This window comes from Devosia beringensis, assembly GCF_014926585.1.
Taxonomy (GTDB): domain Bacteria; phylum Pseudomonadota; class Alphaproteobacteria; order Rhizobiales; family Devosiaceae; genus Devosia; species Devosia beringensis.
This window is the reverse complement of the sequence record NZ_CP045422.1, coordinates 876,126-899,339: the sequence shown is the minus strand read 5'-3', so window position 1 is coordinate 899,339 and position 23,214 is coordinate 876,126. Positions and strand designations below refer to the sequence as shown.

At 64.2% G+C, this 23,214-nt stretch carries 20 protein-coding genes; 13 read left to right on the top strand and 7 right to left on the bottom strand.

Features of this window, described 5'->3' with window-relative positions; genetic code table 11:
• The first annotated feature begins 1 nt into the window (after window position 1).
• The 8 genes from mdoH to GDR53_RS04370 all read left to right on the top strand — a co-directional run bounded on the left by mdoH (window position 2) and on the right by GDR53_RS04370 (window position 10,137).
• Window positions 2-1,768 (top strand): glucans biosynthesis glucosyltransferase MdoH, encoded by a 1,767-nt coding sequence (gene mdoH, locus GDR53_RS04405; protein WP_193336877.1) that lies wholly within the window; start codon window positions 2-4, stop codon window positions 1,766-1,768.
• The gene (locus GDR53_RS04400; RefSeq protein WP_210321389.1) at window positions 1,755-3,002 is read left to right on the top strand and encodes an OpgC family protein; all 1,248 of its coding nucleotides are present in this window, start codon (window positions 1,755-1,757) and stop codon (window positions 3,000-3,002) included. The genes mdoH and GDR53_RS04400 overlap by 14 nt, the downstream gene beginning before the upstream one ends.
• Before the next feature lie 2 nt (window positions 3,003-3,004).
• A complete protein-coding gene (locus GDR53_RS04395; RefSeq protein WP_193336876.1) occupies window positions 3,005-4,144 on the top strand; it encodes a glycosyltransferase family 2 protein in 1,140 nt (379 codons plus the stop codon).
• Between the two features lie 150 nt (window positions 4,145-4,294).
• Window positions 4,295-5,041, top strand: coding sequence for an SDR family NAD(P)-dependent oxidoreductase (locus GDR53_RS04390; protein ID WP_193336875.1), 747 nt, complete (start codon window positions 4,295-4,297; stop codon window positions 5,039-5,041).
• Window positions 5,042-5,151: 110 nt separating this feature from the next.
• The gene (locus tag GDR53_RS04385; RefSeq protein ID WP_193336874.1) at window positions 5,152-7,056 is read left to right on the top strand and encodes a putative bifunctional diguanylate cyclase/phosphodiesterase; all 1,905 of its coding nucleotides are present in this window, start codon (window positions 5,152-5,154) and stop codon (window positions 7,054-7,056) included.
• Between the two features lie 97 nt (window positions 7,057-7,153).
• On the top strand, window positions 7,154-8,092 hold the full coding sequence (locus GDR53_RS04380; RefSeq protein ID WP_193336873.1) for a tripartite tricarboxylate transporter substrate binding protein: 939 nt from the start codon (window positions 7,154-7,156) through the stop codon (window positions 8,090-8,092).
• The gene (locus tag GDR53_RS04375; protein ID WP_193336872.1) at window positions 8,089-8,574 is read left to right on the top strand and encodes a tripartite tricarboxylate transporter TctB family protein; all 486 of its coding nucleotides are present in this window, start codon (window positions 8,089-8,091) and stop codon (window positions 8,572-8,574) included. The genes GDR53_RS04380 and GDR53_RS04375 overlap by 4 nt, the downstream gene beginning before the upstream one ends.
• Before the next feature lie 15 nt (window positions 8,575-8,589).
• The gene (locus GDR53_RS04370) at window positions 8,590-10,137 is read left to right on the top strand and encodes a tripartite tricarboxylate transporter permease (RefSeq protein ID WP_193336871.1); all 1,548 of its coding nucleotides are present in this window, start codon (window positions 8,590-8,592) and stop codon (window positions 10,135-10,137) included.
• 132 nt (window positions 10,138-10,269) lie between these two features.
• On the opposite strand, the gene GDR53_RS04365 is transcribed toward GDR53_RS04370, so the two are convergent.
• The 4 genes from GDR53_RS04365 to GDR53_RS04350 form a co-directional block, all read right to left on the bottom strand.
• Window positions 10,270-10,440 carry a hypothetical protein gene (locus GDR53_RS04365; protein WP_193336870.1) on the bottom strand — a complete coding sequence of 57 codons (171 nt, stop codon included), beginning with the start codon at window positions 10,438-10,440 and terminating at the stop codon, window positions 10,270-10,272.
• 335 nt (window positions 10,441-10,775) lie between these two features.
• Window positions 10,776-13,271 (bottom strand): sensor histidine kinase, encoded by a 2,496-nt coding sequence (locus tag GDR53_RS04360; RefSeq protein WP_210321388.1) that lies wholly within the window; start codon window positions 13,269-13,271, stop codon window positions 10,776-10,778.
• A 182-nt stretch (window positions 13,272-13,453) separates the two neighbouring features.
• Complete coding sequence (locus tag GDR53_RS04355) at window positions 13,454-14,125, bottom strand: response regulator transcription factor (protein ID WP_193336869.1); 672 nt, start codon at window positions 14,123-14,125, stop codon at window positions 13,454-13,456.
• 49 nt (window positions 14,126-14,174) lie between these two features.
• A complete protein-coding gene (locus GDR53_RS04350; RefSeq protein ID WP_193336868.1) occupies window positions 14,175-14,342 on the bottom strand; it encodes a hypothetical protein in 168 nt (55 codons plus the stop codon).
• A 214-nt stretch (window positions 14,343-14,556) separates the two neighbouring features.
• On the opposite strand from GDR53_RS04350, the gene uxaC reads away from it, so the two are divergent.
• The gene (uxaC, locus tag GDR53_RS04345; RefSeq protein WP_193336867.1) at window positions 14,557-15,963 is read left to right on the top strand and encodes a glucuronate isomerase; all 1,407 of its coding nucleotides are present in this window, start codon (window positions 14,557-14,559) and stop codon (window positions 15,961-15,963) included.
• A 285-nt stretch (window positions 15,964-16,248) separates the two neighbouring features.
• Entirely contained in the window at window positions 16,249-17,190 is a 942-nt protein-coding gene (locus GDR53_RS04340; protein ID WP_193336481.1) for an IS110 family RNA-guided transposase, read from the top strand.
• Window positions 17,191-17,234: 44 nt separating this feature from the next.
• On the opposite strand, the gene GDR53_RS04335 is transcribed toward GDR53_RS04340, so the two are convergent.
• The gene (locus tag GDR53_RS04335) at window positions 17,235-17,399 is read right to left on the bottom strand and encodes a hypothetical protein (RefSeq protein WP_193336866.1); all 165 of its coding nucleotides are present in this window, start codon (window positions 17,397-17,399) and stop codon (window positions 17,235-17,237) included.
• A 207-nt stretch (window positions 17,400-17,606) separates the two neighbouring features.
• On the opposite strand from GDR53_RS04335, the gene GDR53_RS04330 reads away from it, so the two are divergent.
• Window positions 17,607-18,455, top strand: coding sequence for an aminoglycoside phosphotransferase family protein (locus tag GDR53_RS04330; RefSeq protein ID WP_210321387.1), 849 nt, complete (start codon window positions 17,607-17,609; stop codon window positions 18,453-18,455).
• Here the strand turns inward: GDR53_RS04330 and GDR53_RS04325 are convergent.
• A complete protein-coding gene (locus GDR53_RS04325; protein ID WP_193336864.1) occupies window positions 18,452-18,886 on the bottom strand; it encodes an EamA family transporter in 435 nt (144 codons plus the stop codon). The two genes, GDR53_RS04330 and GDR53_RS04325, sit on opposite strands and share 4 nt — an antisense overlap.
• Window positions 18,887-18,990: 104 nt before the next feature.
• On the opposite strand from GDR53_RS04325, the gene GDR53_RS04320 reads away from it, so the two are divergent.
• Window positions 18,991-19,497: a CAP domain-containing protein gene (locus GDR53_RS04320; RefSeq protein ID WP_193336863.1), complete on the top strand. Its 507-nt coding sequence runs from the start codon at window positions 18,991-18,993 to the stop codon at window positions 19,495-19,497.
• Window positions 19,498-19,972: 475 nt separating this feature from the next.
• Window positions 19,973-20,413, top strand: coding sequence for a hypothetical protein (locus tag GDR53_RS04315; RefSeq protein WP_193336862.1), 441 nt, complete (start codon window positions 19,973-19,975; stop codon window positions 20,411-20,413).
• Window positions 20,414-20,812: 399 nt separating this feature from the next.
• Here the strand turns inward: GDR53_RS04315 and GDR53_RS04310 are convergent, their stop codons facing one another.
• Window positions 20,813-23,068, bottom strand: coding sequence for a methyl-accepting chemotaxis protein (locus GDR53_RS04310; RefSeq protein WP_232846726.1), 2,256 nt, complete (start codon window positions 23,066-23,068; stop codon window positions 20,813-20,815).
• Between the last annotated feature and the right edge of the window lie 146 nt (window positions 23,069-23,214).

Here is a 23,214-nt window from a genome sequence, read left to right as displayed (position 1 = left end):
GATGCGTAGGTCAGTCTTGTTCCGATGGTCGGCTTTGCTGATCACCTTGGCGCTTAGCCTTGGTGGCAGCTACCTGTTCCTGCGCTTTTCCGGCGAGGGCAGCATCAGCCTGCTCGACATCATCCGCACCCTGCTCGTCGCTTTCAGCGGCTTCTGGCTCGTATGGGGCAGTGCGGCTGCCGTAATGGGCGTGTTCGCCACCCGCCGGCGTGAGCCCGAAACCGGCCCTGCCGCGACGGGCGCCACGGTCATCCTGGTGCCCATCTATAACGAAGATGCCATGGTCACCTTCGCGCGCATCGCGGCCATGAACCGCAGCCTGATCGCCGAAGGCGTCGCCGACCGCTTCCATTTTGCCATCCTCTCGGACTCCCAGGCCATGGAAAGCGTGGCGCAGGAGGCCGTGTGGTTTGAGCGGCTGCTGCAGGAACCCCAGAGCGCCGGCCGCATCTTTTACCGTCGGCGCGAGCGCAATGTCGGGCGCAAGGCCGGCAATGTCGAGGATTTCATCACCCACTCCGGCGCGGCCTATGAATATGCGCTGATCCTGGATGCCGACAGCCTGATGGAAGGCTCGACCATCGTAGCCATGGCGCGCCGCATGGAACGCGATCCCCAGTTGGGCCTGTTGCAGACCGTGCCCCATATCATCAATGCCCGCACCCTGTTTGGCCGCTCCATCCAGTTTGCCGCCGCTTACCTCTCGCCCACCTTTGCTCGCGGCGCCGCGCTCATGCAGGGCGACGAAGGCCCCTATTGGGGGCACAATGCCATGGTGCGCGTCCGCGCCTTCGCCGCCAGTTGCGGCCTGCCCGAACTCTCCGGCACCCCGCCCTTTGGCGGCCACATCCTCAGCCATGACTATGTCGAGGCAGCCCTGCTGTCGCGCGCCGGCTGGAAGGTGCAGGTCGATCCCGGCATGCCGGGCTCCTATGAAGAGGGCCCCGAGAACATCATCGAATATGCCAAGCGCGATCGCCGTTGGTGCCAGGGCAACCTGCAGCATGGCCGCCTGCTGGCGGCGCCGGGCCTCAAATGGTGGAGCCGCTTCACCTTCATTCGTGGCATGATGGCCTATCTGGCCTCTCCGCTCTGGCTGGTCCTGCTGGCCACCAGCATCGTGGCCGCCGTCGTTCCCGACTGGCCCAGGCTCTTTGCCGGCTTCGGCCCGGCCCCGGTCCCGGTCTGGATGCTCGGCGTTGCCGTCGCCGTCACGCTCGTCCTGCCCAAGGTGCTGATCCTGCTGCGCGGCATGTTCGATGGCCACAATCGCCGTTTTGGCGGCACCTTGGTCGCGCTGGTATCGGTGCTGGGCGAAATCGTGCTCTCGACCCTTCTCGCCCCCACCATGCTGCTGCTGCAGAGCCGCGCCGTTGCCCAGGTCCTGCTGGGGCTCGATGGCGGCTGGCCGGCAACGCGTCGCGGGCAGAACTATGTCTCCCTGGTCGATGCGCTGCGGGCCAGCTGGTGGATTGTCGTGCTGGCCGCCCTGGCCTTGGGCGGCACCATGGCGCTCGCACCCGCCGCCGTTATCTGGCTCGCGCCGGCCACGCTGCCCGCTCTGGTGGCGCCCCTGCTGATTTCGGCCACCTCCCATCCCACGCGCCGTGCCCTGCCGATCCTGTTCCGCACCGAGATCGAACTGGCGCCGTCGCCCGTTCTGGTCGCGCATCGCGCCACTCTTGCCCATTGGGCCTCCGGCGACATGACCCTGGAACATCAGGCCGTTCTCGCCGCCACGAGCGTGTCCGGCCATGTCCCTGCCTAGTCCGCGCACCGACCGGTCGGCCAGCCTGCTGGGCACGGGCGCCATGCGCGACGTGCGGCCGCGCCCCGTCGCCAATGACCGCATTGCCGTTCCGGCCGGCCGTGACCTCCGGCTCGACATGTTCCGCGGCATTGCTTTGGTGATGATCTTCATCAACCACGTCCCCGGCACCGTCTATGAGACGTTTACCAGCCGCAATTTCGGCTTTTCCGACGCCGCCGAAGCCTTCGTCTTCATGTCCGGCATGGCCGCGGGCCTGGCCTATTCCAATGGCTTCCGCACCGGCCCCCTCTGGCTGGCCGTGGCCAAGGTCTGGGCCCGGGCGCGCCAGCTCTATTTCGTGCACATCACCATCACCATGCTGTGCCTGGCCATCTTTGCCGCCGCGGCCCTGTGGTTCAACCTGCCCGAGGTGATGCAGAAGAACAATGTCCGCGCCATCTATGGCCAGCCCCTGGCCACTCTGATCGGCATTCCCCTGCTCGGGCATCAGCTGGGCTATCTCAATATCCTGCCGCTCTACACCGTGCTGCTGCTGGCGACGCCGCTGCTGCTCATGATCGGCCTGCGCCGGCCCTTTCTGCTGCTGGGTCTGTCGATTACCCTCTGGGTCGTGGCCGGCCAGTTCCGCTTCAATATTCCCAGCTTCCCCAATTCGGGCGGCTGGTTCTTCAACCCCTTCTCCTGGCAGTTGCTCTTCGTGATCGGCCTGCTCTCGGGCGCCGCCATGAAGGTCGGCAAGCGCTTCATCCCCTATCACCGCGTGCTGTTCGGCCTGGCTGCCGCCTTCCTCGTTCTGGTGCTGCTCTGGGTCAAGGTGCCGCCGCTGGGCGGTCTCGGTCGCGCCGGCCTGACCTGGTTCTCCAGCATCGGCGCGCCTTTCTACATCACCTGGTTCGACAAGACCTTCCTGGCCCTGCCGCGCCTGCTGCATGCTTTGGCGCTGTTCTATGTCTTCGGCCACCTGCCGGTCATGCGCGCCGTTGCCAGTTCGGTCTTTGCCGCGCCCTTCCGGCTGCTCGGTCGCCAGGGCCTGGCGGTCTTCGCCACCGGCACGGTGATCAGCATGTTCCTGCAGGTGGTCAAGACGCCGCGCCAGCCCGATCCTCTGTTTGACGGGTTGATCCTGGGCGGAGGGCTGCTGGCTTTGCTGGCCCTGGCCTGGATGCTCGATCGCACTGCACAACTCAAAATCTCCGCCCGGACCGGCGCGGATGTCGCCCTTAGGAAATGACCATGGACAGCCTGATCAAGACGTCTCCCGACCAGCTTGCCACCCGCCGTGGCCGCAGCCCCGAACTGGCCGTCATCGTGCCCACTTTCAACGAGCGCGCCAATGTGGCCGCCGTTGTCGAGCGGATCGCCGTGGCGCTGGAAGGCATCGATTGGGAACTGGTCTTTGTCGATGACAATAGTCCCGATGGCACGGCCGATGCCGCCTGGGACCTGGCCCGCCAGCATGACAATGTCCGCTGCATCAAGCGCCTGGGCCGGCGCGGCCTGTCTTCGGCCTGCGCCGAAGGCATTCTCTCCACCAATGCCCCCTTCGTGGCGGTGATGGATGGCGATCTGCAGCACGACGAATCCATTCTGCCGGCCATGCTGGCCAAGGTGCGCGCCGGCGCCGATATCGCAGTCGGCTCGCGCTATAGCGGCGAAGGCTCCTCGGGGGAGGGCCTCTCGCCCATCCGCCAGTGGGGCAGCAATCTGGCCACCCGCCTGTCCACCCTGGTGGCCGGCCAGGAACTGGCCGACCCGATGAGCGGCTTCTTCATGGTGCGCCGCGATCTCTTCGTTGATGTCGCCCCCCAGCTCTCCGACGAGGGCTTCAAGATCCTGCTCGATCTGGTAGTCACCGCCGCCCGCAAGGGCACCCCGCCGGCCATCGCCCAGGTGCCCTATGTGTTCCGCCAGCGCCAGGCCGGCGAAAGCAAGATGAGCCCGCTGGTGGTGCTGCAGTTCCTCGGCCTTTTCCTGTCCAAGCTCACCGGCGGCCTCTTGCCCACCAGCTTCCTGCTGTTTGCCCTGGTCGGCTTCAGCGGCGTGGCGGTGCATCTGTCGGTGCTCTGGCTCTTCACCAGCGTCGTGCCCGAAACCTTCATCGTCGCCCAGATCCTGGCCACCATCACCGCCATGACCTGGAACTTCTTCCTCAACAACTCCCTGACCTATGCCGATCGCAAGCTGCACGGCCTCAAGCTGTGGACCGGCCTGCTGGGCTTTTACGTCGTCTGCTCCATGGGCGGCGTCGCCAATATATCCATCGCCTCGATGATCTACGAAGCCCGCCCGGCGCCGCTCATTGCCGGTCTGGCCGGTGCGCTGATGAGCTCGGTCTTCAACTACGCCGTCACCCGCATCTTCACCTGGAAATAGGCTGACGCCGCCACCCGCGGCCATCCCCTCGACGTCGCCGCGATCGGGCCTTGTGTCGGTGCCGGTCGCGGCTTCACAATGGGCCCGTGCAGGGAGTCGCCCGCTGGCTGATCCTGCACGGGGTCAATCCGTCCAGGGAAGTGCAGCGCTGTGAACCAGATCGATCTTGCCGGCCAGGTTGCCGTGGTCACCGGTGGCGCCCAGGGCCTCGGCTTTGCCATCGCCAGACGCCTGATCGAGAGTGGCGCCCAGGTCAGCCTCTGGGACTCCAATGCCGATGTGCTGTCACAGGCCACCGTGGCGCTCGGCGCCGCGGCCTCCTCCATGATTGTCGACATCACCGATTATCCCGGCCTGATCGGCGCCCATGCCGCCGTCGAACGCGATATCGGCCCGGTTTCCATCCTGGTCAATTCGGCCGGCATTGCCGGCTCCAATTCAAGCCTTGAGGATTACGATCCCGAGGAATGGCGCCGCGTCGTGGAGGTCAATCTCAACGGCACCTTCTACGTCAACAAGGCCGTCATCACCGCGATGAAGGCGCGCAATTATGGCCGCATCGTCAACATCTCCTCGGTCGCCGGCAAGGAGGGCAATCCCAACCTCTCGGCCTATTCGGCCGCCAAGGCCGGTGTCATCGGCCTCACCAAGTCGCTGGGCAAGGAGCTCGCCCGCTTCGACATCGCCGTCAATGCCATCACCCCGGCGACGGCCAAGACGCGCATCCTCGATACCCTCACGCCTGAATTCATCGACTACATGCTGGTGCGCATTCCGCGCGGCCGCTTCCTCGAGGTCGACGAGGCTGCCGCCATGGTCGCCTGGCTGGTCAGCCGCGACAACAGCTTCACCACCGCCAGCGTCTTTGACCTGTCGGGCGGGCGCACCACCTATTGAGTATTGCGGCGTCCTTCAGCATCTGCGCCGTTTCGGTAACGCTCACCTAACCACTGCCTTTAACGACTGTCTCAACCTTATGGCGCACACTGGGCGCTTCATGAGGCGTGGTGGAACAGCGTCTGGAATGCGTTGCGACCGGCGAGTGGAACCCCATGGTCACCGATAGTGCATTGCTGCTGCATCTGCAGACCGAAGTTCTCGAAGCGGTAGCCCGCGGCGAGCCGCTTGCCGCCATTGCCGATCTGCTGTGCCGCCGGGCCGAGGCCCTGGCGCCGGACACCCATTGCACCCTGCTGGCGGTCGATGCGCAGGGCCTGATCCATCCGCTCGCCGCGCCCAGCCTGCCTTCCACCTTTTCCGCTGCCGTGGATGGGGCCTCCATCGGGCCCAAGGCCGGCTCCTGCGGCACGGCGGCCTGGCGCAATGAGCCGGTGCTGGTCACCGATATCGGCACCGATCCCCTCTGGGATGACTACCGGGCCCTGGCGCAGCCTTTGGGCCTGCGCGCCTGCTGGTCGAGCCCCATCCGCGACAGGGATGGCCTGGTGGTCGCCACCTTCGCCTTCTATTACCGTACCAGTCGCGGTCCTTCGGTCATGGAACGCGATATCGTCCAGACCTGCCTGCACCTGTGCACCCTGGCGATCGACCACGAGCAGGGGCGTCAGCGCAATCATCGCCTGGCCTATTTCGATGCCCTGACGGGCCTGGCCAATCGCGGCAACTTCGTCCACATGCTGGCCCATGCGGCAGCGGCCGGCGTGCCCTTCGGCCTGCTGCTCATCGACATCGATCACCTCAAGGTGGTCAATGACACGGTCGGCCACGTCTTCGGCGATCTGATGATCCGCACCATTGCCCAGCGCATTGCCGGCGCCCATCCCGATCTGGTGGCCTGCCGCCTGGGCGGCGACGAATTTGCCGTCCTTGTGCCCGGCTGCGGCACGCCCACCTGCCTGGCCGACGCCGCCCATCAGATCATCAGCGCCGTGCGCGGCCTCATCGAAGCCGACGGCCAGACAATCGATCCGCATGTAACGCTGGGCGGCGCGCTTTATGGACCCGACGGCACCGATGGCGACGCGCTGCGCCAGAATGCCGATTTCGCCCTCTATCACGCCAAGGAAACCCGCCGCGGCGGCTATGTCCGCTTCACGCCCGATCTGCGCACCTCCATGCTCGAACGCGCCCGCATGGTGCGCGATGTCGACCTCGCCCTCAGCCAGGGGCGGATCCTCGTGCACTACCAGCCCGTGGTGCGGCTCGACACCGCCGAGATCATCGGCCTTGAGGCGCTCGCCCGCATGCGCATGCCCGATGGCCGCATTGCCAGCGCCGGCGAGTTTCACGCCGCCTTTGCCGATCCGCGCATTGCCTGGCAACTGACCGGCCAGGTGCTGCGCCAGGTCGCCGGCGATATCCGCTACTGGCTCGACCTGGGCATCGATGTCCAGCATGTCGGCATCAACGTCACCTCCGGCGATTTCCTGCGCGGCGATCTGGAACGCCGCGTCGTCGAGGCTTTCGACCGGGTGAATGTGCCGCTCCATCACATCGCGCTCGAGGTCAATGAGGCCGTCTTCATGGGCGGCAGCGATCAGGTGCCGGTCACCGTGCGGGCCCTGCGCGCCCGCGGTGTGCTGGTGGCGCTCGACGATTTCGGCACCGGCTTTGCCTCGCTGACGCATTTGCTGAGCTTTCCGGTCGATGTCATCAAGATCGACAAGTCCTTCGTCGACCGCATCTGCACCGACGCCGCCAGCGACGCCATTGTCGGCTGCATCATCGAGATCGCACGCAAGCTCAACATGACCGTGGTTGCCGAGGGCGTCGAAACCGCCGTCCAGGCCAATGCACTGTCCGAACTTGGCTGCAAGCTGGGGCAGGGCTTCCTGTTCTCCCGGCCCTGTTCCACCGAAGACACCACCCACCTGCTGTCCATGTTCGCCCAGCAGCGCGACGATCTCGATTTGGCCGACAAGCCCGGGCAGCCGAGCAAGCGCTCCGCCTGATCCTGTCAGGTCTGTCCGCGACAGGACGGTGACAGGCAGCGCGGTCTATGTTCCTCCCCACGAACGCAACGACGTTCCGGATTCTTTGGGAGGACTTATGAACAAGCTGTTCTTGGCTGCGCTGCTCACTGGCGCACTCGCGACTTCGGCCTATGCCGCCGACTATGCCATCATGGCACCCGCTGCTCCCGGCGGCGGCTGGGACCAGACCGCCCGCACCATGCAGGAAGCCCTGCAGACCGAAGGCATTTCGGGCAATGTGCAGGTCACCAACGTGCCCGGCGCTGGCGGCACCATTGGCCTGGCCCAGTTTGCCAATCAATATGCCGGCAATCCTGATGCTCTCATCGTCGGCGGCTATGTCATGGTCGGCGCCGTGCTGACCAACCAGTCGCCTGTCTCGCTGGCCAATGTCACGCCGATCGCCCGCCTGACCGGCGAATCCGACATCATCGTCGTGCCGGCCAACTCGCCGCTGCAGACGATGGCCGATCTCGTGACCATGCTCAAGGCCGACCCCGGTGCGGTGTCCTGGGCTGGTGGTTCGGCCGGTGGCGTCGATCATATTGCTGCTGGCCTCGTCGCCAAGGCCGTCGGCGTCGATCCCACCCTGGTCAACTACATTGCCTATTCGGGCGGTGGTGAAGCACTCGCGGCCGTTCTCGGCGGCCAGGTGACCGTGGGTATTTCCGGTGCCGGCGAATTCGCTGCCCAGATCGAGGCCGGCGACCTGCGCGCTTTGGCCGTCACCGGCGCAGAGCCGCTTGGTGACATCCCGACCCTCAAGGATTCGGGCGTCGACGTGGTCGTGGAAAACTGGCGCATGGTCGCCGCTGCCCCCGGCATCACCGACGAGCAGAAGGCTGCCATCAACGCCGATATCGAAAAGATGGTGACCTCTGCCTCCTGGACCACCGCCTTGGAGACCAAGGGCTGGGTCGACATGTACCTGGCTGGCGCCGAGTTCGACGCCCAGCTAGCCAAGGATATCGAAGCCACCTCGGCCATCCTGAAAGACGTTGGCCTGGTGCAATGACCACCGGCTCACCCAATCTCTCGCGCCGCCCCGATGGGGCGGCGCTTGTCATAGCGGCGATCCTGGCGATCATTGCCGGGGTCATCATCTGGCAGATGAGCCTGATGCGCGTGCCGCCGGTGCAGCAGCGTATCGGCCCCACTGTCTTTCCCTATGTCATCGCCGGCGGCCTGGTCCTGCTGTCGCTCGGCACGCTGGTTTCGGCCCTGCGCGGCAGCTTTCCCGCCCGCGACAAGGGCAGCTTCACCCCGATGCTGTGGATCGTCGCGGGCCTGGTCACCCAGATCCTGCTGCTCTCAACCGCCGGCTTTGCCATCGCCACCGGTCTGCTCTTTGCCTTCACCGCCAAGGGCTTTGGCCGCGGCCCGCTGTGGCAGACCATTCCCATCGGCATCCTCTTTTCGCTCATCGTCTGGTTCATCTTCGCGCGCGGCCTGCAATTGTCGCTGCCGGCCGGACCTCTCGAGCGGCTTCTCCCGTGATCGGAACGCGCTGAAATGGATACCTTCGGCCTGCTCGGACAGGGCCTGCTGGCTGCGCTGCAGTGGCAGAACCTGATCTATGCCTTTATCGGCGTTACCCTGGGCACCGCCGTCGGCGTCCTGCCCGGCATCGGCCCGGCGCTGACCGTGGCCCTGCTGCTGCCCGTCACCTACAAGCTTGATGCGGCCGGCTCGCTCATCATGTTTGCCGGCATCTATTATGGCGGCATGTATGGCGGCTCGACCACCTCCATCCTGCTCAATACCCCCGGCGAAAGCGCCTCCATCGTCACCGCGCTCGAGGGCAACAAGATGGCCCGCAAGGGTCGCGGCGGCCCCGCTTTGGCCACCTCGGCCATCGGCTCCTTCGTGGCCGGGCTGATCGCCACCCTGGCGCTCGCCTTCATCGCCCCCTTCGTCGTCAAGTTCGCGCTGATGTTCGGTCCAGCCGACTATTTCGCCCTCATGGTGCTGGCCTTCATCACCGTCTCGGCGGCCTTTGGCGACTCTGCTTTGCGCGGTGTCACCGCTTTGTTCATTGGCCTGGGCCTGGGCATAATCGGCATCGATCTGCAGACCGGCCAGGCCCGCCTGGCCTTCGGCATTCCCGATCTGCTCGACGGCATCGAGGTCACGACGCTGGCCGTGGCTCTTTTCGCCATCGGTGAAACCCTGATGATCGCCAGCACCTCGGGCAGCATCAAGGACGAGATCCTGGCCGTCAAAGGCTCGGTCTGGATGACGATTGAGGATTGGAAGCGCTCCTGGGCGCCCTGGCTGCGCGGCACGCTGATCGGCTTTCCCATCGGCGCCATGCCTGCCGGCGGCGCCGAGATCGGCACCTTCTTTTCCTATGCCGCCGAGCGGCAGCTGACCAAGCATCCCGAAGAATTCGGCGAAGGCGCCATTGAAGGCGTCGCCGGCCCCGAAGCCGCCAACAATGCCTCGGCCGCCGGCACCCTGGTGCCGCTGCTGACCCTGGGCCTGCCCACCTCGGCGACTGCGGCTATCATGCTGGCCGGCTTCCAGCAGTTCGGCCTGCAGCCCGGCCCGCTGCTGTTCACCAACAATGCCAGCCTGGTCTGGGCGCTGATCGCCAGCCTGCTGGTCGCCAATTTCATGCTGGTTGTGCTCAACCTGCCGCTGATCGGTCTGTGGGTGAAGCTGCTCGCCATTCCCAAGCCCTGGCTCTATGGCGGCATCCTGGTCTTTGCCACCCTGGGCACGCTGGGCGCCAATGGCGCCATGTCGGGCAACCTGTTGGGCATCCGCTTTTCCTTCGAGCTGATGATGCTGCTGGCCTTCGGCATTCTGGGCTATCTGCTGCGCCGCTTCGGCTATCCCATCGCCCCGGTGGTCATCGGCCTCATTCTGGGTCCCATGGCCGAGCAGCAATTGCGCCGGGCCCTGGCGATTTCCCAGGGCGATCTGGGCATTCTGGTGCATTCGCCTATCGCCATCGTGCTCTACACGCTGGCGGCTGCTGCGGTGTTGATCCCGCTCTGGTTCCGCCTGCGCGGCCAGGGCGCCGTGCTCGGGCAACTGGCCAGCGACGAAGACTAGCGCCTGCCATCGCCGATACGAACCGATACGAAAAAGCCCGGATGCCATTGCTGGCAACCGGGCTTTCTCATGTCAGATGGCAGGCTCGGCGCAGGTCGCCGCGGAGGGGAGGCGGCCTGCAGCCAGGGAGACTTAGATCCTGCCGATCGACCGGAAAGCGTCGGCATCGATACCGAGGGACTTCAGGTGCCGGGCCTTGGGAGCACGGCCGGCCTCGACGGCGTTGGAGACGGCAGCAGCGCTGCCAAACACTTCAACGAAGGTGCCAAGGGTCGCAAAGAATGACTTGCGGGGGGTGCTCATTTGTCCGGTTCCTCAAAAGACCCAACCGAATTGCCGGGTCGCTTTCATGACTAGACAGGTGGGCGCATGCGGGCCGTTATACTAGGGCCCGGAGGACACCGCAGCCATGCGCTGCATGCAATATGCCTCAGGCGTCTCAGTCAAAGTACTCACATGCGCCAGATTCGGGCTTTTTCTGCCATACTCATGCGCTTGACGCATGGCTGCCCAGCCCCGGGTCGCCCTGCAGCCGCCTGGAGCGTTTTCAGGAAAAGTGGATACTGGTTTTGCGGTTCGAAAACGCGACCAACAAGGACTTGGAACATTTTACCGCGTCAAAGACGCGGTGAATTGTTCTAGCGCCCCGGCGACACGATCTCGTTCCAGGTATCGAGGAAGCGCTTCCGCCGCTGCTGGTCGAGCGAGACCATCAGCGAGGGTCCCAGGCCGATCGGCTGGATCACCCCGCGCCCCTGGCCGGCAATACTCTCGCTGGTCCATTCCCCCCGCGTGCCGCTGACCACGGCCCCCAGCGCCGTCTGCCCCGCGGCAATGCTCTGCCCCGCCGGCGACAGCGCGAAATCGACAAAGTCCTTGCCCAGTTCGGGAAACGGCGCATCGCGCGGGATCAGCATGGCGCGGGTCAGCACCAGCACATAGTCATCGGGCACCACGATGTCGATATTGGCCCCCGCCGCCTTGCGCCCGAAGGCATAGGAGCCCAGCACGTTGAAGCCCAGCGCCAGCGAGCCGTCGGCCACGCCATTGAGGATCGCCGGGCTCGAGCCGCTGAACTGCGCTTCCACCCGGCCAAAGGCCGCCGCCAGCCGCCAGAAGTTCGACGAGATCACCTGGTCCTGCGCCGCCAGCAGATAGCCCACCCCGCTCAGGGCAATGTCATAGGTGGCGATTTTCCCGCGGAAGCGCTCGGTCTGGCTCTCCAGCATTTCGGCCAGCCGCAAATGCGTGCGCGGCGCCTCTTCGGCTGCGATCAGGTCGGGATTGTAGATGATAACCGCCGGCTCGAAGGTGAAGCCGAACACCTCATTGCGCCAATGCGCCCAGTCGGGCAGGGCGCCCAGCCAGGGCGTTTCATAGGCCATGGCATGGCCGTCATTGGCCAGCTTGATCATCAGGTCGGCGGCCGAACTGATCAGCAGGTCCGGCTTGGGGTCCATGGTGCCAGCCAGATAGCGCTCATAGAGCGGCAGCGAGTCCGTCTCCTCATAGACCACCGTCACCCCGCCATGCAGGCCCTGGAAGCCGGCGATGAACTGGGCGAAGAGCGGCGTGTCGGTCACCCCCACAATGGTGAGGACCCTGTCGCTGCTGCCATCGCGTGCCGGATAGGTCGTGGCGGCGGCCTGGGCCTCCTGCGGCTGCGCCAGCATCAGGCACACCACGAGGGCCGACAGGCTCCCCAGTGCCTTGCGCATCTGCTCGGCCTTGGGATTGCGCCCGACGGTCGGCAGGTCGATTTCCACCACCAGCCCGCCGCCCGGTCGGTCGTTCAGCCGCAGCGCGCCGCGATGGGCTTCCACCACGCGCTTGACGATGGACAGGCCCAGCCCCGACCCCGCCCTGCTGCCGCTGGCCGTGCCGCGCTTGAACCGCTCCAGCACGCTGGTCTTTTCGCCATCGGCAATGCCGGGGCCGCGGTCGCGCACCGCCAGTGTCATCATGCCCTGGGTCACCGTGCCATCGATCTCCACCACGCCATCCGAATAGACCAGGGCATTGTCCACCACATTGCGCACCATTTCGCGCAGCGCCACCCGGTCGCCGCGGATGGCAGCTTCGGCCGCCACCGTGTCCATGGCCACCACCAGCCGCCGCGCCTGGTCGGGGTCCAGCCGCTGCCGCACCTCCTCCACCACCGCGCCCAGCACCGTGGCATCGCTCTCCTGGTTTTCCAGCCGATGGGTAATGGTCGCCTCCATCAGCAGCTGGCTCACCAGCTGGCTGGCCTGCACCGCGCCCTGGTGGATGCGGCCGATCCTGCGGCGCAACGCCTCGGGATCCTGCTCATCCATTGCCACCTCGGCCTGCGCCCGCAGCGAGGCCAGCGGCGTGCGCACCTCATGGGCCGCCTCGGCCACCAGCCCGGTCACCCGCTCCATGGCACTGCCCAGCCGGCTCATGAAGGCATTGAGCCCGCTCACCAGCTGGCTCACCTCCACCGGCACCGGCACGGTGACCGGCGACAGGTCATCGGGCGCCCGCCCGCGCAATTCCTGCTCCAGCTGATAGAGCGGCGCAAACATCCGTCCGATGCCGAACCAGACCAGGGCAATGGCCAGCAGCGTCAGCGCCACCACCGGCACGATGGCATTGCCCAGGATTTCCGCCGCCAGCGCCTCGCGCTCGCTCTGGGTTTCCGCGACATGGATGGTCACCCAGTCCGCGTCCCCGCCCGACGAGGTCAGCCGTCCCACGCTCGCCACCCGCACCAGTTCGCCGCGATACATCGTATCGGCAAAGACCGGCCCCGCCGAAGTCAGCTCCGGCAGGTCGGCCGACAGGTCCGCATAGCCGGTCACCGCCGTCCCGCCCGGCGTCTCCACCGCATAGAATACCCGGTCGCGCCCGGAAAACATGCCGAACGAGGCAAAGGGCAGCTCCACGATCACCGTGTCGCCCTCCACCTGCACCGCCCCGGCAATGGTCAGGGCCGAGGCCGCCAGCAGCCGGTCAAAGGCCCGGTCGGCCGAGCGCTCGGCATAGTCGCGGATAAACACGATCAGCACCACCGCCGCCGCCAGCAGCAGCACCAAAGCCAGCGCCAGGATGCGCCGGCGGATCGAAAACGACTTACCGACCGGCACCGCCGCCTCCGCAATTGAGATGGGCACCCTCCCCCTCGCGGGGAGGGTGGCGCGCGGTGGTCGTGGTGAGAGACCGTTTCGAAATTCGCTGCGGCGAGTCAAATGTCGGTGTTTTCGAGAACCGGAGCGCAGCGTACATGTGTACGTGAGCACCGGAAGCGGAGAAAACGCCGACAGTTGGCCGACGCAGTAGAGTTTCCAAGCGGTCTCTACCCATGCGGGGCCCGCACCACGTAACCCACCCCGCGCACCGTGCCGATCTCGATATTGGCCGGCTCGAGCTTCTTGCGTAGCCGCGAGATATGCAGCTCGAGCGCATTGACCGACACCGCCTCGTCGAAATTGAACAGCTGGTTCATCAGCCGCTCCTTGGGCACCACCTTGCCGGCATGGGTGACGAGGATTTCGAGCAGCCTGAATTCCCGCCGCCCCAGCTCCAGCGAACGCCCGTCGACACTGGCATTGAGCCCGGCCAGGTCCATTTCGAGGTTCCCCACCGCCAGCGTGCTCGTGGTCTGCCCGCCGGTGCGCCGGATCAGCGCCCTTAAGCGCGCCTCGAGCTCGCGCAGGTCGAATGGCTTGACTAGATAGTCGTCCGCGCCCAGGTCGAGCAGGCTCACCTTGTCGTCGATTTCCGAGCGGGCGGTAATGACCAGGATTGGCGCGGCAAACTTGCGCCGGCGCAATTCGGCGATCAGGCTGATGCCGTCGCGATTGGGCAGCATAAGGTCGAGCGCCACCGCATCGAAGTCATCGCCCTCGGCCGTGGGCACCACGTCATTGCCGTCGCGCACCCATTCCACCGAATGGCCGGCGCTGCGCAGGCGCTTCTCGATCGCCTCGCCCAGGTCTTCATTGTCTTCAACAAGCAGAATACGCATGGCGGCCGGCTCTCCCCGGCCGCACAGTAAGGACTTGCGCCCGTCCTGTCTAAAGCAGAGTTGTCATCATCGTCGCGGCAACCGCCACGATGCCGGCCGCCGCCAGGCTCGCCGCCACCAGCATGATCTGTGCGTGATGCACATAACCCGCCTGTCGCGCCTGCAGCCGCGTGTGGCTCATTCCGTCTCGCGCATGCTCAATGTCCAGTTGTGCCATCGCAATCGTCCCTCTGCCGGCCGATCCGTCATGGATCGGCGTGCTCGTGGGTCGCCGCTTTGCGCTCTTCTCACCCCGTCCTCAGAGGGTAATCCCGCTTCCGTCGGCGACGAATGCGATCCTCTTAACGGGGTTAATTTACATAAAAGGGCACAGAGTTTGATCTTGTATGGAAGATGATTGATTCCGGCCGCGGATCATGGCAGAAAACGCCATGACCCATCTGCACCCAGACCGCCTGCTGCCCGCATCCGAGCCCGCCCAGTCCATCGCGCGCGAGCTTTATGCTGCCGTCAGAGACCTGCCGCTGATCAGCCCGCATGGCCATACCGATCCGTCCTGGTTCGCCAACAATCAGCGCTTTGCCGATCCGGCCAGCCTGTTCCTCACGCCCGACCACTATGTCCTGCGCATGCTGCGCAGCCGCGGCCTGAGCTATGATGACCTCGGCGTGCCCCGCAAGGATGGCAAGCCGGTCGCCCAGGGCCGCGACGCCTGGCGCCTCTTTGCCGCCAACTATTATCTCTTTGCCGGCACCCCCTCCAAGACCTGGATCGACCACGCGCTGCACGGAACGTTCGGCATTGAGGAAGAGCTTTCGGCTTCCACGGCCGACGCCATCTATGACCGGATCGACGCCGCTTTGGCCACGCCAGCTTTGCTGCCACGCGCCGTGCTCGACAGCGCCAGGGTGGAAGTCATTGCCACCACCGAGTTTGCCCTCGATACGCTGCCGCATCACCAGAAGATGGCCGCCGACGGCTATATCGGCCGCGTCCGCACCACCTATCGCCCCGACGACGTCACCGATCCGAGCCGTCCCGCCATCGTCGAAAACCTGCTCAGGTTCGGCGAGCTGGCCGGCGAGGACGTGTCCTCCTGGGCCGGGCTGATCAATGCCCACCGCAACCGCCGCGCTTACTTCCGCCAATATGGCGCCGTCGCCACCGACCATGGCGTGCCCAGTGCCAATACCGCCGACCTGCCGCTGGTGGAAAAGCAGGCTCTGCTCGACCGCGTGCTGGCCAACAAGCACACGCCCGAAGATGCCGAGCTGTTCCGCGCCCAGATGCTGACCGAAATGGCGCTCCTGGCCGTCGAGGATGGCATGGTCATGCAGATCCATGCCGGCTCGCGCCGCAATACCGATCCGCTGCTGCTGGCCGAACGTGGCACCGATCTGGGCGCCGACATTCCGGGCACCACCGACTACGTCAACGGTCTGCGCGCTCTGCTGTCGCGCTGCGGCAACGCGCCCAATCTGCGCCTCATCATGTTCGTGCTCGACGAAACCACCTATGCCCGCGAACTGGCCCCCATGGCCGGCTATTGGCCCAGCCTCATGGTCGGCCCGCCCTGGTGGTTCCATGATAGCCCGCAGGGTATCCGCCGCTATCTCGACCAGGTGGTGGAAACCGCCGGCTTCTATAATCTTGCCGGCTTCAACGATGACACGCGGGCTTTGCTCTCCATCCCCGCCCGCCACGACGTCTGGCGCCGCGAAGTCTGTGGCTTCCTCGGCCGCTGGGTCGGCGAAAACCGCCTGACCCGCTCCACCGCCGCCGACATCGCCAGCCACCTCAGCTACCAGGCCGCCAAGGACGCCTATCGCATCAAGTAGGTCTTATGACCCCCACCTATCCTCCCCCTGAGGGGGAGGGACCGCGCAGTGGGTTGGGTGAGGTTGTTCGTCAAACTCGATCTGTCCCTCCCCCTTGTATGTTTGCTTGGAGGCCGTGATTGGCGATGATCGGCCTGGGAGCTTTGGGTTTACCGGGCTCCCGGGCTGGATAGCGTGTGTCCCCCAAGAGCCAGCAAGCTCGCCCCTGAGCAGACGCGTCCGGCCCATCTTGACTGTCTCGAACGGTTGGTTGGGCGACATGCCCGCATACAAGGCAGAGCGATCATGATTTTTTCCCCAGACTATGTTGGTGTCGACGTCTCCAAGAAGCACCTGGATCTGGCCATCACCGGCTCGAGCAGGTTGCGCGTGTCCAATAATCCGGCTGGCATGGCTCGGTTGGTGCAAAAGATCTCCAGCCTGACCCGGCCCCATCTGGTCTGTGAGGCCACCGGCAGCTATACGCGGCTGATGGCCCGCTCGCTCAGCCAGCATGGCATCGCGCTGAGCACGATTAACCCGCGCCGGGTGCGCGATCTGGCTCGGGCCGACGGGCTGCTGGCCAAGACCGATGCGATTGACGCCGCGGCGATCCTGCGCTTCGCTCACCTGATGCACCCAGATCCCGACCCCCTCTACGATCCAAATGCCGTGGAAATGGCCGATCTGGTGCGCCGGCGCCGCCAGATGGTGGATATGCTGGCCATGGAAAAGCAGCGTCGCGAGCACCCTGAAGCTGCGCTGGCGCAAGCCAGCATCGATGCTCATATAGGCTTCTTGAGCAGCCAGATCGGCGAGATGGATCGGGCCATTACCCGCCAGATCGATAGCGATGCGACGCTACGGCGCCGGGCCGAACTACTCACCACCATCCCCGGCATCGGCCAGACTACGGCCGCCGTGCTGCTGGCCGAAATGCCCGAGCTGGGCGGCATCGGCAACAAGCAGGCGGCCGCCTTGGCCGGAGTCGCCCCCTTCAACCGCGATAGTGGTGAGATGCGCGGCCAGGCCCATATCGCCGGCGGACGCCTCTCGGTGCGCTGCGCTCTCTATATGGCCACCCTGTCGGCCATCCGTGCTAACCCGCCCATCCGCGACTTCTACAAAAGGCTGCGCGCCCAGGGCAAACCGGGAAAGCTCGCCATCGTCGCCGCCATGCGCAAACTCATCACGACAGCCAATGCCGTCCTTGCCAACAACACCCCCTGGCACACCAACACAGCTTGACCGCAAACACGGTTGCTCAGGGGGAGGATAGGTGGGGGCTGCCCCTATCGCGACTTCAACACCACCACGATCATCAGGATCAGCCCGGTCAGCAGCAGTACGGCCAGCCCACCCAGGCCATTGCCGAGCTGTCGCAACAGTCCGGGCCCGCCCTGGATGGCGTCGCTGCTGGTCGTCCTGTCCGGCTCGCTATACTCTTGGTTCGTCATGGAAGGCCCTCCCCAGGTCATGCCTCTGCAAGCCCCCATCATGCGCCCGCGCCTGCTTAACAAGCCTTTCGGGCCCAGCCCTTTCGCGCGCTATGCTTGCTTTTGTGTCAAAAGCCACCAATTGGGGCTCATAAGGCATCAACTTTCCGCCGGTCGCCCTGCTGCCAGTCGAATCGGGCGCCTGCTTCTGATCTAATGGCCGCCATGATGAATCAGTCGCCTGTCGAAACCGCGCTCAGCCGCGCCATGATCCGCTGGTCGCTGACCAAGTCGACGCCGATCGCCGACAGCAGCCGCAGCGCAATCTTCCGGGTCGAACAGAACGGGCGCAACTTTGCCGTGCTCAAGATTCTCAAGCCCCTTGGCGCCGTCGAGGAGCGGCGCGGCGCCCAGTTGCTGGAATGGTATGGCGGGGAGGGCGCCGCCACGATCTTTGAGATCCATGGTGACACCATTTTCATGGAATGGCTTGATGGCGGCACCCTGGGCGATGCCGTGCGGGCCGGCCATGATGACCAGGCCAGCATCGCGCTCTGTACCCTGGTTGCCGGTCTGCAGCGGCCGCGCGGCGAAGCGCCCGAATTCCTGCTGCCCCTGCGCGAACGCTTTCAGGCGCTGTTCGATACCGAGGTGCGCATCTGGCCCCATACCGCCCGCGACATGTATGCCCGGGCCGCCGGCATTGCCCATAAGCTGTTCGATCGCCCCACCGCGCAGATTCCGCTGCACGGCGATCTGCACCATGACAATATCCTCTCCTCCGATCGCGGCTGGCTGGCCATCGACCCCAAGGGCCTGCTCGGCGATCCGGCTTATGAACTGGCCAATGCCTTCATCAACCCGGTCGGCGCGCCCGATCAGGTCAAGGATCCGCGGCGCATTGCGGCCCTGGCCGATATCATCGCCGAACGGCTCGGCCATGATCGCAAGCGCATCCTGGGTTGGGCCTGCGCCCATGCCGCCCTGTCGGCCTGCTGGTCGCTGGCCGATGGCGAAGCGATCACCTGGCAACTGACCATGCTGCCGCTGCTGCTCAGCGCCTATGATCAGGCCTAGCGCCAGGCCACCAGCACCGCCCCGGCCATGATCAGCGCCACGCCCAGCCAGTTGGGAGCGCTCAGCCGTTCGCCCAGGAAGATCACGCCAAAGATCGCCACCAGCACCACGCTGAGCTTGTCCACCGGCGCGACCTGCGCCGCCTGGCCGATCTTGAGCGCGCGGAAATAGGCGATCCAGGAGGCGCCCGTCGCCAGGCCCGACAGCACCAGGAAGACGTAGGTCTTGCTCGAAATGCTGTCGAGCGGCTGGAACTGCCCCGTCGCCGCAACGATTGCAGCCAGCACCAGCAGGATCACGCAGGTGCGCACCAGCGTGGCGAAGTCGGAATTGATGTTTTCGATGCCGATCTTGGCAAAGATCGCGGTCAGTGCTGCAAAGCCCGCCGACATCAGGGCCCAGAACTGCCAGCTTTCCCAGACGATCTTCATGGACTGGCAACGCCCCCTGCGCAATATCGCGGTGTTGCGCAGTGCCGCGACTCCAAAGCGCCACAATTATTCTGCCACAAACCGCGTGCCACAGGAATTGCTTGATGCTCGACTTGACCCGCCGCTCCGTCCTCATCCTTAGCGCCGCCGCGGCCCTGGCCGCCTGTTCGGCCACCATTCCCGTCCTGCCCAAATCGGCCAGCACGCCCGAGACTCTCACCGATACCGAGATCCTGCTCGCCATCAATGCCGTGCGCGCCGCCAATGGCGCCGGTCCCTGGACCTATAATCCCGTGCTCGAAAATGCCGCCCGCTCCCAGGCGCGCCTCATGGCCAGCAAGGATACGCTCAGCCACGATCTGGGCGTCACCCTGCGCGAACGCGTCACCGCGGCGGGCTATATCGGCGCCGTCGGCGAAAACGTTGCCAAGGGCTACAAGGACCTGCCCGGCGCCATCGAGGGCTGGATGAATTCGTCCGGCCACCGCTCGACCCTGCTCAACGAAAAGTTCATCGAATTCGGCCTCGCCGCCGCCCGCAGCTCCAGCGGCAAGCTCTACTGGGCCATGATCGCCGGCGGCAGCTTCCAACCCTGGCTCCGCGCGGGGTGAGGGGTGGGTGGTGCTTGCCCACCGGACAAGCCTGGTCCAGCGAGACGCGGGACGTCGGTTTCCAACGCCTGTTCAATCCCCATGCTCAGGGCACGGCTGTCTGAAAGCGGACATCGCCGGCGCGGTGCCAGCTGTCAGGTTCGAGCGTTTGCGCGCAGGGTTGCGGGAGTTGAGGCCATTGGCCGTCCCGCCATTCTTGTGGGCAATTGTCGACATCGCGCCTCAAAAACTATGAACTGCAAAGTGCGGTCACGTTTTTGTGAGAATGAAGTATAATTCAAGTCAAATAAAAATCAGGCGCTTACATAATATATTTTGCATTCAATCGGTAAAAATTCCAGAGTTTATTATCAGTTGGTCGATTTATAAATCTCAAATATAGAAGTATATTGGAAATTCGCGCATCAGCCGTAGATATGACACAATGCCGCCATCAAGGGGCCAAGGCCTTAAACACATTTGATTGGAGGCAGCGATGTCCGTTTCAGAAAAATTTCGTGATTTTAAAGCCGGCAAGGCAACGCTTTTCTGGACAGGCGCGGCATGTGCCGTGGCGACAATGGTGATCGGGTTTAGCTGGGGCGGCTGGGTCACTGGTGGTTCGGCTCAGGAAAGAGCCGATTTGACAGCGGAACAAGCCGTCGCCGAGTTGGCGGCCGATATCTGCGTGAAACGCTATCTTGCTTCTCCCGATGCAAGGGTCAGCCTGACAGCGCTGATCGAAGAAAGCACCTACAGCCGCGACGGGACACTTGAGGAGGCAGGCTGGGTCACATTCGGAGATCGTGAAGAACCGGTGGATGGCGCCGCAGGCCTTTGCGCGGACCGGCTGGCCGAGGTTGATATCACCTCGCTTCCCGAAACCTCTGTTGCGGCGACCGCACCAGCGGCAACGCCGATCAGTTCCGTGCAGTAGAACCAATAGGCGGGCGTGCGATAGCGCCCGCCTGCCGCCGACACTGTTTGGGACACCAATAGGCTGGACGCCGGCGCGAGCTGCGCGCTTGAGGCGCCCAGTCCCATTACCATCTGCACCCGCCCGGCAGGAGCGGCTAAACAGTCGCTATCGACCCCATTTCAGCCGCTAAGCCCAACGTTGCCAATACCCTTAAGCAGACGTTGATTAGCGGCTCGCCCAGTGTCATCACTTTGCGGTCATAGGCACACTTCATTGCGAGGTTTGGTTTGCGACTGCATGCCGGCCAAAGTCTTACCCGTCTGCTGAAAATGCTATCAGAACCGCTTCTGCAACAGCCTGAAAAAGAAACGCCGCAGTCAAGCCGCGACGCTTCGATGTCTGCCAACGGCGCCTATTCTAGAATTCTGCCCAGTCCTGCTTTACAGCTGCATTACCGTGCGTTTGGAGTGTCCGGGATGTCATCTGGCGAGGTGTATTGGCCTTAGACGGTGACGGGATCGGGTGGGCTACCATACCACGTGACCCGCGGGTTTGGCCGGGCAATACGAAGACGTCCACAACGCGATCGAGATCGGCTGCCTGGGCCTCGGTCTGCTCAATGGCTGCATTGGTCTGTTCCACCAGTGCCGCATTGTGCTGAGTCATCTCGTCCATTTCGCGGATTGCCGTGGAGACTTCGGCAATGGCATTGGACTGCTCATGGGTGGCCTCGGCAATAGCTTGTACCAGCGATGCGCTCTCGCGCACGCCGTCCACCATCAGACTGAGCTTGGTGGAAGCTTCTGCAACCAACCTGCTGCCTGAGCTGACTTCCACAGCCGATTCATCAATCAGCTTTTTAACGTCCGACGATGCGCTGGCAGCCGATTGGGCCAGGCGCCGCACTTCCACGGCCACCACCGCAAAGCCCTTGCCTGCATCGCCCGCCCGGGCCGCTTCCACCGAGGCGTTCAGCGCCAGCAGATTGGTCTGGAAAGCAATATCGTCGATCAGCCCTATGATGTTGGAGATCTTGGCCGACGAACTGGTGATCTTTTCCATCGCTCCGGTAGCCTGGCTCATCACCTCGCCGGTGTCATCGGCCGTCTGCGCCACCGACTTAGTCCGGCCATTGGCCTGTTCAGCTCGCTTAGCGTTCGCGTTGACCGTGGCGGCCAGCTGCTCCATTGATGCCGAGGTCTCCTCGATCGCCGCGGCCTGCTTGGTTGTGCGGTCGCTCAGATCATTGGCGCCACTGAGGATTTCGCTCGTGGCAGTCTTGAGTGAACCCGATGTATTGCGCAGCTGGCCGATGATGCTGGTCAGTCTGTCAACCGTGCTGTTGAGCGCCTCTCGAACCGGCTCGAAGTCTGCGCGGAACACCGTCTCGATCCTTGCGTCCAGATCGCCCTCGGCGAGCCGCTCCAGGCTAGCGGTGAGCAGGGTAACCACTTGTTTGCGCTTTGTGATGTCGGAGGCGTATTTGACAATCTTGGTCACCCTGCCGCCGGGATCAAGAATTGGGTTATAGCTGGCCTGCAGCCAAATGACCTCGCCCGTCTTGCTGATCCGGCGATACTCGCCCTGATCGAATGTGCCCTGGCGCAAACGCTCCCAGAAGGCGGCATAGTCCGGGGCGCGACCGTCCTCGGCGGCTAGGAACATCGAATGATGCTTGCCCACGATCTCGTCGAGCCGATAGCCTACCGTATCAAGGAAATTCTTATTCGCGCCCAAGATAACGCCTTGGGTGTCAAAGGCGACGACGGCCTGTGACTTACCGATAGCGTCGATTTGCCCATTGCTGTCAGCGGCCACCAGCAGCTGGCGCGCGGTATCTTCCTTAAAGGCGTTGAGTTCATGGCCCTGGTCCCGGAATACACCAATCGCCTTGAACACGGCGGCCAGTTCATCCCATTTGGACTTGCCAAGACGGGGGGCATCGAGATTGCCGCCAGCGATTTCGGTCGCGACAAAGGCCACATCGCGCAGGCGGCGAAACTTGTCGACCACAAACGCCAGCAAACCCACAATGCCCAGCACGGCCACCAGATGGCTGGCAAAGTCGAGCCAGGTGCTGATCTGCTGCAACTGCGCAGCGGCGTCGTCTTCCACGCGCAAAGTGCCTTGAATTTCCTCATTGAGGATATCTAGAGCTGCGACCATCGCATCGACCGATGCACCAACGGCGCTTGCAGTTTCGTCAAACTGACCCATCATGGTGTTGCCCTGCTCGGGCCCACCGGCGACGTAAGCATCCGCCATTTTCTGGCCGGCTGCATAATAAGGAGCGAACTGCGTGCTGATGGTATCGAGTGTAACGACCAGTCCATCCTGGCCCAAATCTGTAGCGAGTGCCTTGGCGCGCGCCACGTCGTCGGGTAGTCGGTCTGCAAATTTCTTGGCCTGATCATAGCCGTCATTCAGACCATCCAGCCCACGCGTGGCCGAGACGTCGGTCAGCCACTGCTGGACCTGCACAATGTCGATTTTAATGTCGTAGATGGCGGCTGTAATCTGTTGGCTGGCGGTTAACGAAGCCACAGCGTCCTGTTGGGCTAACCGAGCGCCCTCGTGCGCGGCACCAGCGATAAAGAAGTTTGCAATGGTCCCAGCTACTGCGACCGCGACCAGTATGCCACCTGCGCCATAAATTGTTTTTGTGAGTTTCATTCTACCTCCCGCGTCAGATTATCGGCGGAAATCACTAGATTTGGTGCGCGCCGCATTTGCCGATCACTGAGGCTCAGTATTTAATACCTCGCCGGTATTAAAGTTTCGTAAAGTATCGCCTTGGAGGCGTGTCTCCATTCCATTTG